Source organism: Komagataeibacter ossonobensis, assembly GCF_057359305.1.
Genome location: NZ_JBXAYQ010000002.1, coordinates 78,279 through 93,758, shown reverse-complemented (window position 1 = coordinate 93,758; position 15,480 = coordinate 78,279). Strand labels below are relative to the sequence as shown.

13 protein-coding genes are annotated in these 15,480 nt (G+C 60.3%); all 13 read right to left on the bottom strand.

Annotation, left to right across the window (positions count from 1 at the left end):
* Positions 1 to 34: 34 nt before the first annotated feature.
* Positions 35 to 712 (bottom strand): 30S ribosomal protein S3, encoded by a 678-nt coding sequence (rpsC, locus tag AC1RQ9_RS02710; RefSeq protein ID WP_010506729.1) that lies wholly within the window; start codon positions 710 to 712, stop codon positions 35 to 37.
* A 3-nt stretch (positions 713 to 715) separates the two neighbouring features.
* A complete protein-coding gene (gene rplV, locus AC1RQ9_RS02705; RefSeq protein ID WP_007399624.1) occupies positions 716 to 1,117 on the bottom strand; it encodes a 50S ribosomal protein L22 in 402 nt (133 codons plus the stop codon).
* Positions 1,118 to 1,119: 2 nt separating this feature from the next.
* Positions 1,120 to 1,398: a 30S ribosomal protein S19 gene (gene rpsS / locus AC1RQ9_RS02700; protein WP_007399623.1), complete on the bottom strand. Its 279-nt coding sequence runs from the start codon at positions 1,396 to 1,398 to the stop codon at positions 1,120 to 1,122.
* A 12-nt stretch (positions 1,399 to 1,410) separates the two neighbouring features.
* On the bottom strand, positions 1,411 to 2,241 hold the full coding sequence (gene rplB, locus AC1RQ9_RS02695; RefSeq protein WP_010506731.1) for a 50S ribosomal protein L2: 831 nt from the start codon (positions 2,239 to 2,241) through the stop codon (positions 1,411 to 1,413).
* 16 nt (positions 2,242 to 2,257) lie between these two features.
* A complete protein-coding gene (locus tag AC1RQ9_RS02690; RefSeq protein ID WP_010506732.1) occupies positions 2,258 to 2,554 on the bottom strand; it encodes a 50S ribosomal protein L23 in 297 nt (98 codons plus the stop codon).
* 35 nt (positions 2,555 to 2,589) lie between these two features.
* Positions 2,590 to 3,204 (bottom strand): 50S ribosomal protein L4, encoded by a 615-nt coding sequence (gene rplD / locus AC1RQ9_RS02685; protein ID WP_010506735.1) that lies wholly within the window; start codon positions 3,202 to 3,204, stop codon positions 2,590 to 2,592.
* 12 nt (positions 3,205 to 3,216) lie between these two features.
* On the bottom strand, positions 3,217 to 3,900 hold the full coding sequence (gene rplC, locus AC1RQ9_RS02680; RefSeq protein ID WP_029329235.1) for a 50S ribosomal protein L3: 684 nt from the start codon (positions 3,898 to 3,900) through the stop codon (positions 3,217 to 3,219).
* A 10-nt stretch (positions 3,901 to 3,910) separates the two neighbouring features.
* Positions 3,911 to 4,219: a 30S ribosomal protein S10 gene (rpsJ, locus tag AC1RQ9_RS02675; RefSeq protein ID WP_007282720.1), complete on the bottom strand. Its 309-nt coding sequence runs from the start codon at positions 4,217 to 4,219 to the stop codon at positions 3,911 to 3,913.
* A 105-nt stretch (positions 4,220 to 4,324) separates the two neighbouring features.
* Entirely contained in the window at positions 4,325 to 5,515 is a 1,191-nt protein-coding gene (gene tuf / locus AC1RQ9_RS02670) for an elongation factor Tu (protein WP_010506739.1), read from the bottom strand.
* A 93-nt stretch (positions 5,516 to 5,608) separates the two neighbouring features.
* A complete protein-coding gene (gene rpsG, locus AC1RQ9_RS02665; RefSeq protein ID WP_007399617.1) occupies positions 5,609 to 6,085 on the bottom strand; it encodes a 30S ribosomal protein S7 in 477 nt (158 codons plus the stop codon).
* 15 nt (positions 6,086 to 6,100) lie between these two features.
* Entirely contained in the window at positions 6,101 to 6,472 is a 372-nt protein-coding gene (gene rpsL, locus AC1RQ9_RS02660; RefSeq protein ID WP_003621118.1) for a 30S ribosomal protein S12, read from the bottom strand.
* Between the two features lie 415 nt (positions 6,473 to 6,887).
* Positions 6,888 to 11,084: a DNA-directed RNA polymerase subunit beta' gene (rpoC, locus tag AC1RQ9_RS02655; RefSeq protein ID WP_485985464.1), complete on the bottom strand. Its 4,197-nt coding sequence runs from the start codon at positions 11,082 to 11,084 to the stop codon at positions 6,888 to 6,890.
* A gap of 101 nt (positions 11,085 to 11,185) precedes the next feature.
* Positions 11,186 to 15,358, bottom strand: a complete 4,173-nt coding sequence (gene rpoB, locus AC1RQ9_RS02650) for a DNA-directed RNA polymerase subunit beta (protein WP_485985463.1) — start codon at positions 15,356 to 15,358, stop codon at positions 11,186 to 11,188.
* Between the last annotated feature and the right edge of the window lie 122 nt (positions 15,359 to 15,480).

The window sequence follows — 15,480 nt, the reverse complement described above, 5'->3', positions numbered from 1 at the left end:
GCCTGGCGCATTTAGGTCCATTGGACCCCGCAGATTAGCGCTGCGGGGCCTGTTCGGCGGCGCGACGGTCCTGCGCCAGCGGATCATGGGCAAGAATCTCACCCTTGAAGATCCAGACCTTCACACCACAGGTGCCATAGGTCGTCTTGGCGGTCGCCACACCATAATCAATGTCCGCACGCAGCGTATGCAGCGGCACGCGGCCTTCACGATACCACTCGACACGTGCGATTTCCGCACCGCCCAGACGGCCGGAGCAGTTGATCCGGATCCCCTGCGCACCCAGGCGCATGGCGGACTGCACGGCACGCTTCATGGCGCGACGGAAGGCAACACGACGTTCGAGCTGCTGGGCAATGTTCTCGGCCACCAGGGTCGCATCGATTTCCGGCTTGCGGATTTCGACGATGTTCAGCGCGACGTCGGTCTTGGCCATGCGGGCCAGATCCTTGCGCAGCACATCGATGTCCTGGCCCTTCTTGCCGATCACGACGCCCGGACGGGCCGCGTAGATGGTCACGCGCGGCTTCTTGGCCGGGCGTTCGATCACAACGCGGGATACACCGGCACCGGACAGCTTGCGGCGCAGGTAGGACCGCAGCTTCAGGTCATCATGCAGCAGACGCGCATAGTCGGCATCAGCATACCAGCGGCTGTCCCATGTCCGGTTAATACCAAGCCGCAGCCCGATCGGATTAACTTTATGTCCCATGGATCAGGCCGCCTTCTTTTCGGTTTCAGCTTCGGGCTTCTTTTCCGCCACAACGATGGTCAGGTGGCTGAAGAACTTCTCGATGCGGGCCGAACGGCCACGACCACGTGCGTGGAAACGACGCATCACGATCGACTTGCCCACTTCTGCACGGGCAACAACCAGTTGGTCAACGTCCAGCTGATGGTTGTTCTCGGCGTTGGCGATCGCGCTTTCCAAGGTCTTCTTGACCTGCTGGGCGATACGACGCTTGGAGAATGTGAGGGTGGCGATCGCCTGCGCAGCCGGCTTGTTGCGGATCAGACCCGCAACAAGGTTCAGCTTGCGCGGGCTGATGCGGATGTTCCGCGTCAGCGCCTGCGCCTCGGTTTCCGCGAGCGTGCGCGGATGCTTAGGCTTGCTCATGATCAGCCCCGCTTCGCTTTCTTGTCCGAAGAATGACCCGTGAAGGTACGGGTCGGTGAAAACTCACCGAACTTGTGCCCCACCATATTCTCGGAAACCTGCACGGGCAGGAATTTGTGCCCGTTATAGACGCCGAACGTCAGTCCGACGAACTGCGGCAGGATGGTGGATCGACGCGACCAGATCTTGATCACTTCGTTACGGCCCGACGCGCGCGATGCATCGGCTTTGTTCAGCAGATACCCGTCCACGAACGGGCCCTTCCAGACGGAACGTGCCATCTTAAATGCCCCTTACTTGCCGGTCTTCCGGCGACGGATGATCAGACTGTCCGTACGCTTGTTGACCCTGGTCTTGTAACCCTTAGTCGGCTTGCCCCATGGCGTAACCGGATGACGACCGCCCGAGGTCCGTCCTTCACCACCACCATGCGGATGGTCAACCGGGTTCATGACGACACCACGGTTATGCGGACGGCGGCCCAGCCAGCGGTTGCGGCCTGCCTTGCCCAGATGCTGGTTCATGTTGTCCGGGTTGGACACGGCACCGATGGTGGCCATGCACTCCGCACGGACGACACGCAGCTCACCGGACTGCAACTTGATCTGGGCATAGCCCACATCCTTGCCGACCAGCTGTGCATAGGTGCCAGCGGAACGGGCGATCTTGCCACCACCACCGGCCTTGAGCTCGATGTTGTGGATGATCGTACCCACCGGAACCGACGACAGGGGCATTGCATTGCCCGGCTTGATATCGGCGCGGGTGCCAGCAACAACCTGATCGCCTACCTTCAGACGCTGCGGTGCGATGATGTAGGCCAGCTCGCCATCTTCATACTTGATGAGGGCGATGAAGGCCGTACGGTTCGGATCGTATTCCAGACGTTCCACCGTGCCGACCACGTCGAACTTGCGACGCTTGAAATCGACATAGCGGTAGGACTGCTTGTGTCCGCCACCGATGAAACGCGAGGTGGTGCGGCCGTGGTTGTTACGACCGCCGCTCTTGTTCTTCCCCTCGGTCAGGCCCTTGACGGGCTTGCCTTTCCACAGCTCCTTGCGGTCGATCAGAACCGTTCCGCGCAGGCTGGGGGTAACTGGATTAAAGTGCTTCAATGCCATTTCTTGTCACCCCACGTCAGACCAGCTTCGCGGTCAGGTCGATGGACTGACCTTCAGCAAGCTGGACAAACGCCTTCTTCACATCCGAACGCTGGCCGGGACGTCCCTTGAAGCGCTTGGCCTTACCCTTCTGGATGAGCGTGTTGACACCCAGAACCTTCACGCCAAACAGCGTCTCGACCGCTACCTTGATTTCCGGCTTCGTCGCATCGATCGCAACCTTGAAACCGACCTGATTCTTCTCGGACAGGGCCGTAGCCTTTTCCGTGATCAGGGGCGCGCGGATGATGTCGTACATCGCTTCGCGCGACATGCGTTCCGCCTTCTTGCGGATTGCCAGGATGTTGGTCATGCCAGACGCTCCTTCAGTCCCTCAACACCTGCGCGGGTAATAGCCAGCACATCATGGTTCAGGATGTCATAGACATTCGCGCCGATGGTCGGGAGAATGTCGATTTTCGGAAGGTTGCGCGCGGCACGGCCGAAGTTTTCCTCAACGGCGGCATCCACGATCAGGGCGGATGTCCAGCCCAGAACCTTCAGCTTCTTCGCAAGCTCAGCAGACTTGCCCGAGGCGGTCGCGGCATCAAGCACGACCAGCTTCCCTTCCGCCGCTTTCTGCGACAGCGCCGAGATCAGGCCCAGACGCCGTACCTTCTTGGGCAGGTCATAGCCATGATCGCGCACGACCGGGCCATGAACCACACCACCGGTGCGGTACTGCGGCGAACGCAGCGAACCCTGACGGGCGCTGCCGGTGCCCTTCTGGCGGTACGGCTTCTTGGTCGTGCCGGAGATTTCCCCCATGCCCTTGACCTTGTGCGTACCCGCCCGGCGCTTTGCCAGCTGCCAGTGCACCACGCGCGCCATGATGTCCGTGCGCGGGGTTGCGGCGAAAATCTCGTCGGGAAGGCTGGCCTTGCCTGCGCTTCCGTTATCGAGGGTTTTGATATCGTAATCCATTGCCCTCTATCCTCAGCCCGCAGCCTCAACCAGGGCCGCCGGATACGGCGCCTCGGCATGACGGGCCTTCTTGATCGCATCACGAACCAGAACCGATTCATTCTTTCCGCCTGGCACGGAGCCGCGGATCATGATCAGGTTCTTTTCGGCGTCAACAGCCGCAATCTCGAGGTTCAGCGTGGTCACACGCTCGGAACCGAGATGGCCGGCCATCTTCTTGTTCTTGAAAACCTTGCCCGGATCCTGACGGTTACCCGTCGAACCGTGCGAACGGTGACTGATCGAGACACCGTGGGTGGCTTCGAGACCGGCAAAGTTCCAGCGCTTCATCGCGCCGGCAAAACCCTTACCCTTGCTGGTGCCGGTAACGTCCACCTTCTGTCCCACCACAAAGTGGGTAGCGGACAGAGAAGCCCCGACTTCCAGGACGGCGTCATCCGCAACGCGGAATTCAGCCAGCTTCTTCTTGGGCTCGACCTTGGCCTTGGCAAAATGGCCGCGGTTCGGCTTCGACACATTTTTGACCTTGGCCTTGCCCGAACCAAGCTGGACGGCAGTGTAGCCATCACGCTCGGTCGTACGGACATCAACCACCTGCAGATCATCAACCTGCAGGACAGTCACCGGCACATGTGTGCCGTCTTCCTTGAACAGCCGGGTCATACCCAGCTTTTTTGCGATCAATCCGGTGCGCATCGTCTGGACCTTAGAGTTTAATCTCGACATCCACGCCAGCGGCGAGGTCGAGTTTCATGAGAGCGTCCACGGTCTGCGGGGTCGGCTCGACAATGTCGAGCAGCCGGCGATGGGTCCGAATTTCGAACTGCTCGCGGCTTTTCTTATCCACGTGGGGGGAGCGGTTCACGGTGAACCGTTCAATATGCGTCGGCAGCGGGATAGGACCCCGAACCCGCGCACCCGTACGCTTCGCCGTGTTGACGATCTCTTTCGTGCTGTTGTCAAGCACCCGATGATCGTACGCCTTCAGGCGAATGCGGATGTTCTGGTTGTCCATCTTTCTGTTTCAGTCCAACTTTACCTGATTCGGGGGAACCCGATCCGCAATGGAAACCCGGCCGGATCGCTCCGACCGGGATGCCACACTTCAGTTATTGTCCAATCACGCCGTGATGGAAGCAACAACACCTGCACCAACGGTGCGGCCACCTTCGCGAATAGCGAAGCGCAGGCCTTCATCCATGGCGATCGGAGCGATCAGCTCCACATCCATGGCGACGTTATCGCCAGGCATGACCATTTCCGTGCCTTCCGGCAGGTGAACGACGCCGGTGACGTCGGTCGTGCGGAAATAGAACTGCGGACGATAGTTGGTGAAGAACGGCGTGTGACGGCCACCCTCTTCCTTCGTCAGGATGTAGGCTTCAGCCTTGAACTTGGTGTGCGGGGTGATGGAACCCGGCTTCGCCAGCACCTGGCCACGCTCAACGTCTTCACGCTTCGTGCCACGCAGCAGCGCGCCGATGTTGTCACCTGCTTCACCGCGATCAAGCAGCTTGCGGAACATTTCAACGCCGGTCACGGTCGTCTTCTGCGTCGGACGCAGACCAACGATTTCGATTTCGTCGCCAACGTTCACGGCGCCACGCTCGACACGGCCCGTCACCACGGTGCCACGACCGGAGATGGAGAACACGTCTTCGATCGGCATCAGGAACGGACGGTCGATCGGACGTTCCGGCTGCGGGATGTATTCGTCAACCGCGTTCATCAGGTCCATGACGCGGTTTTCACCAACTTCCGGATCCCCATCTTCCAGCGTCACCAGGGCAGAACCCTTGATGATGGGGATATCGTCGCCGGGGAACTGGTAAGCGGACAGCAGCTCACGCACTTCCATTTCGACGAGTTCCAGCAGTTCCGGATCGTCAACCTGGTCAACCTTGTTCAGGAACACGACCAGCGCCGGCACGCCAACCTGACGGGCAAGCAGGATGTGTTCACGGGTCTGCGGCATCGGGCCGTCAGCAGCGGACACAACCAAGATCGCGCCGTCCATCTGCGCGGCACCGGTGATCATGTTCTTCACATAGTCAGCATGGCCGGGGCAGTCGACGTGTGCGTAGTGACGCTTGGCGGTCTCGTACTCGACGTGCGCGGTCGAGATGGTGATGCCACGGGCACGTTCTTCAGGTGCGGCGTCGATCATGTCGTACGCCTTGAATTCCGCACCACCGGCCTTCGCCAGCGTCTTGGTGATAGCAGCAGTCAGCGAGGTCTTGCCGTGATCGACGTGACCAATCGTGCCGATGTTGCAGTGCGGCTTATTCCGCTCAAATTTAGCCTTTGCCATCGTTTTCTCCGTTAACTCGGCCTCGTGCCGAGAGTCGGGTTGGAAAGTTCCGTTTCGGAAGCCGGGCAGGTCAATAGACCGGCCAGACCGCCTTTACCAGCGGTAATGACTGAATGCCTTGTTGGCTTCGGCCATGCGGTGCGTGTCTTCGCGCTTCTTGACGGCGGCGCCACGATTGTTGACGGCGTCAAGAAGTTCGTTCGACAGACGATCCTGCATGGTGTTCTCGCCCCGCTTGCGCGACGCGTCGATCAGCCAGCGGATTGCCAGCGCCTGACGGCGCTCAGCCCGGACTTCGACCGGAACCTGATAGGTGGCGCCACCAACACGGCGGGAACGCACCTCGACAGCCGGCTTGACGTTGTCCAGCGCGCTGTGGAACATGACCACAGGGTCCGCAGCAGCGCCACCACGGCGACGCAGCACCTCAAGGGCGCCATAGACGATCCCTTCGGCTGTGGACTTCTTGCCGTCGTACATCAGGGCGTTCATGAAACGCGTAATGACGACATCACCAAATTTCGGATCGGGAAGAATCTCGCGCTTTACTGCGCGATGACGGCGACTCATGCCTCGTTATTCCTTTTACTTAGGACGCTTCGCGCCATAGAGCGAGCGACGCTGACGACGCTTGGCGATACCCTGGGTGTCCAGAACGCCGCGCAGGATGTGATAACGCACGCCAGGAAGATCCTTAACGCGACCACCACGGATCAGGACAACACTATGTTCCTGGAGGTTATGCCCCTCACCCGGAATATAGCTCACAACCTCATACCCGTTGGTCAGGCGAACTTTTGCCACCTTACGCAGAGCCGAGTTCGGCTTCTTCGGTGTGGTTGTGTAAACACGAGTACAAACGCCACGCTTCTGCGGACAGCCCTGCAGAGCAGGAACCTTGTTGCGTTTGGCTGCGGGCTCGCGACCTTTCGCGATCAACTGGTTGATGGTCGGCATACGCCTTTCCCGATCCTTACAAAATTCGGCCGGCCAACCCCATATCTGGTTGCCGACTGTCGTTCACAACAAAACCCCAACGAATGACAACCATTCGTTCGGGCATCATATTTACATCCGGCCTGGGCAGCCCGATTCCCGGACTGCGGCACCGCATGTCTGCATGCTGCATTCGACGGCCAACGACGTCTTTCAGACAGGGCTAGCCGAGGGCGCGTTACCTACGGGCAAACTGACCAAAAGTCAAGCCTTGCGCAGGATTCGCTAGCAGTCCGACAGAGCGACTCTGTTCCATCGGACTCGGAGCACCGCTCCGTCAGGCCGCTGATACCGCCTGAATCGGATGGTGACAATAGTGCAGCACCGAATCATGCCAGATACCGAGCATTCGGTATCTGGCATTTCACTCGTATTGTTACTCGGCGGCCTTGGTGGTGGCCACCGTAGCGCGGGCCTGGGCCAGACGCTGCTTGTCCTCGCCCGCTGCAACGGCACGGAGCTTGTTCATCACGCTGCCCGTCCCTGCGGGGATCAGGCGACCGACGATGACGTTTTCCTTCAGGCCGTTCAGCGTATCCTTCTTCCCGGCCGTAGCAGCCTCTGTCAGGACACGTGTGGTCTCCTGGAAGGATGCGGCGGAGATGAAGGACTGCGTCTGCAGCGACGCCTTCGTGATGCCCTGCAGCACAGGCATGGCAACAGCCGGACGCTCGCCCATGTTCAGGCGCTTGGTGTTCTCTTCCTCGTACTCGATACGGTCCACCGTCTCACCGATCAGGTAGGTCGTATCGCCCGGTTCAAGGATTTCCACCTTCTGCAGCATCTGACGGACAATGACTTCAATATGCTTGTCATTGATCTTCACGCCCTGCAGTCGATAGACGTCCTGGATCTCGTTGACGAGATAGTCGGACAGCGCCTCGACACCCAGAACCTTCAGGATGTCATGCGGCACGCGCGGACCATCGACCAGCGGATCGCCAACCTGGACAAAGTCGCCTTCCTGAACGGAAACGTGCTTGCCCTTGGGGATCAGGTAATCCGTCTCCTCGCCCGTCTCGTCGTTCTTCACGATGACACGGCGCTTGGACTTGTAGTCCTTGCCGAATTCCACACGCCCCTCGGTTTCCGAGATGATGGCGTGGTCCTTCGGACGACGGGCCTCGAACAGTTCGGCCACGCGTGGCAGACCACCGGTAATGTCACGCGTCTTGGAGCCTTCACGCGGGATACGCGCCAGCACGTCACCGGCGTTGACCTGCGCGCCGTTTTCAACCGACAGCAGCGAATCAGGCGACAGGAAGTAGCGGGCGTCGTTGCCGTTGGCCAGCTTCACCACATCGCCATTGGCGTCCTTCAGCTGCAGGCGCGGCCGCAGGTCAATCCCCTTGGAAGCCTGCTTGTAGTCCACGACCACTTTCGACGTCAGGCCCGTCACCTCATCCATCCGCTCCACCAGGGTGATGGAGTCGATCAGGTCCAGATATTCGACCTTACCGGGCTGTTCGGTGATGATCGGCAGGGTGTACGGATCCCACTCGGCCATCTTCTGGCCACGTGTGACCTCGGCCCCGTCTTCCACCAGCAGGCGCGCACCATAGGGCACACGGTAGCGGGCGCGTTCGGTGCCGCGGTCATCCGTCAGCAGGATTTCACAGTTACGCGACATGACGATGGGCACGTTCTGACTGTTGTGCACAACGTTCTTGTTGCGGATCGTCACCTTGCCGTCACGCGATGCCTCGACCATCGACTGCTCGGCGCCACGCTGCGCCGCACCACCGATATGGAAGGTACGCATGGTCAGCTGGGTGCCCGGCTCACCAATGGACTGGGCGGCAATGACGCCCACAGCCTCACCAATGTTGACCGGCGTGCCACGCGCAAGGTCACGGCCATAACAATGCCCACACACACCCACACGGCTGTCACAGGTCAGCACAGAGCGGATCAGCAGGCTTTCGACACCCGCCTTCTCGATCTGCTCGGCCTGGGCTTCCTCGATCAGCGTATTGCGCGGGAACAGCACCTTGCCGGTCGCGGGATCCAGCACGTCGGCCGCAAGGGTACGACCCAGCATCCGCTCGGACAGGGACGCGACGACCTCGCCACCATCCATGACTGCACGGACCGTCAGGCCGCGTTCGGTGCCGCAATCTTCCTCGACAATGATGCTGTCCTGCGCCACGTCGACCAGACGACGGGTCAGGTAACCCGAATTCGCGGTCTTCAGCGCGGTATCGGCCAGACCCTTACGCGCACCGTGGCTGGAGGTGAAGTAATCGAGAACCGACAGGCCTTCCTTGAAGTTGGCGATGATCGGCTGTTCGATGATCTCACCCGACGGCTTGGCCATCAGGCCACGCATGCCGGCCAGCTGCTTCATCTGTGCTGGCGACCCACGCGCACCGGAGTGGCTCATCATCCACACGGAATTGGTTGGCTTGCCGATTTCCTGCTTGGAAATCTCCTTCATCATCGCGGCCTGCACTTCGTCCGTGCAGCGCGACCAGGCATCGACTACCTTGTTGTAGCGTTCGCCCGCGGTAATCAGGCCGTCCTGATACTGCTGTTCGAACTCCTTCACCTCGGCGGCGGTGCGATCGACCAGTTCCTTCTTCTCGGTCGGAACGATCATGTCGTCCTTGCCGAAGGAAATGCCCGACTTCGCCGCATGACGGAAACCAAGACCCATCAGGCGGTCACAGAAGATCACGCATTCCTTCTGGCCGCAGTGCCGGTAAACCGCGTCGATGACGTCCGACACGATCTTCTTGGTCAGCTGCCGGTTGATCAGCGAGAACGGCAGCGCGGCGTTGCGCGGCAAGATCTGGGCGACAAGCATGCGGCCCGGCGTGGTCACGACGGTTTCGCGCGTGACCTTGCCCTCGGCATCGACATTCTCGATACGCGCGCGGATCTTGTCATGCAGCTTCACCGCACCCGTGCTGAGTGCATATTCCACTTCGCCCACGCTGGAGAAGGAAGGCGCGCCCGCAACCGTCACCTGCCCCTTGTCATCATAGCTGTTCTGATCCGGGGTAGCCCGGAATTCCGGGGTCTCGAGGCTGAGATAGTACAGACCCAGCACGATATCCTGCGACGGCACGATGATGGGCTTGCCGTTGGCGGGGCTGAGAATGTTGTTGGTGGACATCATCAGCACGCGCGCTTCCAGCTGCGCCTCAAGGCTCAGCGGCACGTGCACGGCCATCTGGTCACCGTCGAAATCCGCGTTGAACGCGGTGCAGACCAGCGGGTGCAGCTGGATCGCCTTGCCTTCGATCAGCACCGGCTCGAACGCCTGGATGCCCAGACGATGCAGCGTCGGCGCGCGGTTGAGCATGACGGGATGTTCGCGGATCACTTCTTCAAGGATATCCCAGACCTCGGGACGTTCCTTTTCCACCATCCGCTTGGCAGCCTTGATGGTGGTGGCGTGACCGTACTTTTCCAGCTTGGAATAGATGAACGGCTTGAACAGTTCCAGCGCCATCTTCTTGGGCAGGCCACACTGGTGCAGCTTCAGTTCCGGGCCAACCACGATGACCGAACGACCGGAGTAGTCAACGCGCTTGCCCAGCAGGTTCTGGCGGAAACGCCCCTGCTTGCCCTTCAGCATGTCGGACAGCGACTTCAGCGGACGCTTGTTCGCACCCGTGATGGCGCGGCCACGACGACCGTTGTCGAACAGCGCATCGACCGATTCCTGCAGCATGCGCTTTTCGTTACGGACGATGATGTCCGGCGCACGCAGTTCGATCAGCCGCTTCAGACGGTTGTTACGGTTGATGACGCGACGGTACAGGTCGTTCAGGTCCGACGTCGCGAACCGGCCACCATCCAGCGGCACCAGCGGGCGCAGCTCGGGCGGGATGACCGGCACCAGTTCCAGGATCATCCATTCCGGGCGCGATTCACTGTCGGCAAAGGCCTCGACCAGCTTCAGGCGCTTGACCAGCTTCTTGCGCTTGGCTTCGGACGTGGTGTCCTTCAGTTCCTGACGCAGCTCTTCCTTTTCGACCTTGCAGTCGATGCGTTCCAGGATCTTCTTGATCGCTTCGGCACCGATGCCGACCTCGATCCCCTCGTCACCATGCTCATCCATGACATCAAGGTACTGGTCTTCCGTCAGCAGGCTGTACTGCTTGAGCGGCGACGTGCCGGGTTCCAGAACCACGTAGCTTTCGAAATACAGGATCTTTTCCAGATCCTTCAGCGTCATGTCGACCATCAGGCCGATACGGCTGGGAAGCGACTTGAGGAACCAGATATGGGCGACGGGGCTTGCCAGTTCGATATGGCCCATGCGCTCACGCCGGACCTTGGCCAGCGTGACTTCAACGCCGCACTTTTCGCAGATGATGCCGCGGAATTTCATCCGCTTGTACTTGCCGCACAGGCATTCGTAATCCTTGATCGGACCGAATATCCGCGCGCAGAACAGGCCATCACGTTCCGGCTTGAATGTCCGGTAGTTGATGGTCTCGGGCTTCTTGATCTCGCCGTACGACCAGGAACGGATCTGCTCGGCCGAAGCCAGCTGGATCTTGATCTGATCGAAGGTCATGGCCTGGCCGCCCTGACCAAGGATCTTCATGAGTTCATTCATGCGCCGCAAACCCCCTGAGGGAATGAAGCGGAAGCAGCCGCGTTACCTGCTTCCACTCCTGAAAGAAAAATGTATGGACCGACGTGCAACACAAGGCCCGGTCAGGAACCGCTCTGTTCCAGGTCAACATTCAGGCCAAGGGACTTCAGTTCCTTGATCAGGACGTTGAAGCTTTCCGGAATACCGGCTTCGAAGTCATCCTGCTCGCGCACGATGGCCTCATACACCTTGGTACGACCGGACACGTCATCCGATTTGACCGTCAGCATTTCCTGCAGTGTGTAAGCCGCGCCGTAAGCTTCCAGCGCCCACACTTCCATTTCACCAAAGCGCTGTCCACCGAACTGCGCCTTACCGCCCAGCGGCTGCTGGGTCACCAGCGAGTACGGACCGATGGAACGGGCATGGATCTTGTCATCAACAAGATGATGCAGCTTGAGCATGTAGATGTAACCGACCGTGGTCTTGCGCTCGAACGGTTCACCCGTGCGCCCGTCGATCAGCTGCGACTGCCCGGATTTGTCCACGCCCGCCTTCTGCAGCATGGTTTCGATATCCGGAATGGACGCGCCATCGAACACCGGCGTTGCAATCGGCACGCCCTTGCGCAGGTTGCCACACAGTTCCAGCAGCTGCGCATCGGTCATGTCGCCGATCTGCTCGTCATAAACCTTGTCGCCATAGACCGACTTCAGTTCATCCAGCAGTTCCTGGCGCTTTTCGCCATGGCGCTGGTAATTATCGGCCAGTTGGGCCACCTGGCGGCCGATATTGGCACAGGCCCAGCCCAGATGCGTTTCAAGGATCTGCCCCACGTTCATGCGCGACGGCACGCCCAGCGGGTTCAGCACAATGTCAACCGAGGTGCCATCCTCAAGGAACGGCATGTCCTCAACCGGCACAACGCGGGAGACGACACCCTTGTTACCATGGCGACCGGCCATCTTGTCACCCGGCTGCAGCTTGCGCTTCACCGCGACAAAGACCTTGACCATTTTCATCACGCCCGGCGGCAGTTCGTCACCGCGCTGCAGCTTCTCGACCTTGTTGTCGAAACGGGCTTGGATCTTGGACACGGCAGCATCGAATTCACGACGCAGCGTTTCCAGTTCCGCCATGACCTCATCGGACATCACGGTGATGTTGCGCCATGCGCCGCGCGGATGCTCGGACAGGACCTCATCTGTGATCTCGGTGCCCGAACGGATGCCCTTGAAGCCCGTACCGGCCGTCTGGCCGATCAGGTGTTCACGCAGACGGTTGTAGAAAGAACGTTCCTGAATGGCGCGTTCATCGTCACGGTCCTTGGCAAGGCGTTCGATCTCGGCGCGCTCGATCGCCATCGCGCGCTCGTCCTTGTCCACGCCACGGCGGGAGAACACGCGCACGTCCACGATGGTGCCCGTCGTGCCCGGCGGCAGCTTGAGCGAGGTGTCACGGACATCGGACGCCTTTTCACCAAAAATGGCGCGCAGCAGCTTTTCTTCCGGCGTCATCGGGCTTTCGCCCTTTGGCGTGACCTTGCCGATCAGGATGTCGCCGGGATTCACCTCGGCGCCCACATACACGATCCCGGCTTCGTCGAGGTTGCGCAGCGCTTCCTCACCGACATTGGGAATGTCGCGGGTGATTTCTTCCTGACCCAGCTTGGTGTCACGGGCCATGACCTCGAATTCCTCGATATGGATCGAGGTAAACACGTCATCACGCGCGATCCGTTCGGAAATCAGGATCGAATCTTCGAAGTTGTAGCCATTCCAGGGCATGAACGCGACCAGCACGTTACGGCCCAGCGCCAGTTCACCCAGTTCGGTGGACGGGCCATCGGCGATGATCTCACCCGCACGGACCTGGTCACCCACGCGCACCAGCGGACGCTGGTTGATGCAGGTGGACTGGTTGGAACGCATGTATTTGCGCAGGCGGTAGATATCCACGCCCTGCGTCGCACCGGCATCATCCGTGGCACGGACAACGATACGCGCACCGTCAATCTGGTCCACCACGCCATGGCGACGGGCCACGATCGCGGCACCGGAGTCATGAGCCACGGCGGCTTCCATGCCCGTGCCGACCAGCGGCGCGTCCGAACGCACCAGCGGCACGGCCTGACGCTGCATGTTCGAACCCATCAGTGCGCGGTTGGCGTCATCGTTCTCAAGGAACGGAATGAGGGCCGCGGCGACGGAGACAAGCTGCTTGGGGGAGACGTCACACGCCGTCACATCAGTCGGCGGAACCTGACGGAAGTCACCACCACGGCGCACCGAAACCAGGTCGTCCGTCAGGTGGCCCTGCGCATCCTGCTTCGCATCTGCCTGGGCGACGACCAGCTTTTCCTCTTCCATGGCGGAAAGGTATTTCCAGCCATCCTGAAGGACGCCGTCCTCAACCATGCGGTACGGGGTTTCGATAAAGCCGTACTTGTTTACCTTGGCATAGGTAGCCAGGGAGTTGATCAGACCGATGTTCGGGCCTTCCGGCGTCTCGATCGGGCAGATACGGCCATAATGCGTCGGATGCACGTCACGGACTTCGAAGCCCGCGCGCTCACGTGTCAGACCACCCGGGCCAAGCGCCGAAAGACGACGCTTGTGCGTGACTTCCGACAGCGGGTTGGTCTGATCCATGAACTGGCTGAGCTGCGACGAACCGAAGAACTCACGCACCGCAGCCGCTGCCGGCTTGGCGTTGATCAGGTCATGCGGCATGACCGTGTCGATATCGACGGAACCCATGCGTTCGCGGATGGCGCGCTCCATACGCAGCAGGCCAACGCGGTACTGGTTTTCCATCAGCTCGCCAACCGACCGCACGCGACGGTTGCCAAGGTTGTCAATATCGTCAATCGCGCCGCGACCGTCCTTCAGTTCGCACATGATCTTGACGGTGCGCAGGATGTCTTCCTTGCGCAGAACGCGCACCGTGTCGGGCACGTCTACGCCAAGGCGCATGTTCATCTTCACGCGGCCAACGGCAGACAGATCATAACGGTCCGGATCGAAGAACAGGCCGGAGAACATGGCTTCCGCCGTTTCGGGCGTCGGCGGCTCACCGGGGCGCATGACACGATAGATGTCGGTCAGCGCCTCATCACGCGAGGCATTCTTGTCCACGGCCAGCGTATTGCGGATCCACGGGCCATTGGCTGCGTCAACCGCAAGGGTGGACAGCGTGGTCAGGCCCGCTTCCTCGAGTTCTTCCAGCTTCTGCTCGGTCAGTTCGTCACCGGCTTCAGCAAAGATCTCGCCCGTGTGTTCATTGACTATGTCGGATGCAACGAAACGCCCGATCAGCCCGGCCGGACCAACCAGCACTTCCTTGGTATTTTCCGCGATCTTGCGGACCATGCGCGCGGTCAGCTTCGCATCGACCGGGGCGACTTCCTCACCCGTCTGGGCGTCGATCAGCGGCTCAAGCAGCTTCATGCCACGGAAGGAATCAGCATCAAAGCGGCGGGCCCAGCCCTTTTCCGTCTTCGTGAACTCGACCTTGCCGTAGAAGTAGCTCAGGATCTCGTCAGGATCCATGCCACGGATTTCCATGGACTCCACGTCGCCACCCTCAGCGGCCTTGGCGGCGCGGGCGACTTCGGATGCCTCCCCTTCCAGGGCGTACAGAAGCGTGGTGACCGGCAGCTTGCGCTTGCGGTCGATGCGGACGTAGATCAGGTCCTTGCTGTCAAATTCGAAGTCGAGCCACGACCCGCGATAGGGAATGACACGCGCGGCGAACAGGAACTTGCCCGAAGAATGGGTCTTGCCCTTGTCATGGTCAAAGAACACGCCGGGGCTGCGGTGCATCTGGCTGACGATGACACGCTCGGTCCCGTTGATGATGAAGGTGCCGTTATCGGTCATGAGCGGCATGTCGCCCATGTAAACCGGCTGTTCCTTGATATCGCGGATCGAGCGCGATCCGGTATCTTCATCCACGTCCCACACGATCAGGCGCAGGATCACCTTCAGCGGCGCGGCGAAGGTCAGGCCGCGCTGGATGCATTCCTCGACGTCGTATTTCGGTTCTTCCAGCTCATAGCTGACGAATTCCAGACGCCCGCGCCCCGCGAAATCATTGATCGGAAAGACGGAACGGAACACTTCCTGCAGGCCCGTCGGCGTCCGGCTGTCGGGCGCCACATTCATCTGAAGGAACGTCTCGTAGCTTGCCCGCTGCACGTCGATCAGATTGGGCATCGGAGCGACCTCGGGTATATGCCCGAAGCTCTTGCGGATGCGTTTGCGTCCCGTGAACGATTTTGTAATCGCGTTCATCGCCTATCCAGCCCCCATCCACACAGGTCCGCACGACCGTGACACGAATGTCACGCGGACTGCGCGGCCCGTAAAAATCCTTGGCGGATCGACCGGACCTGCGGCCCGACCAACCCTTTACT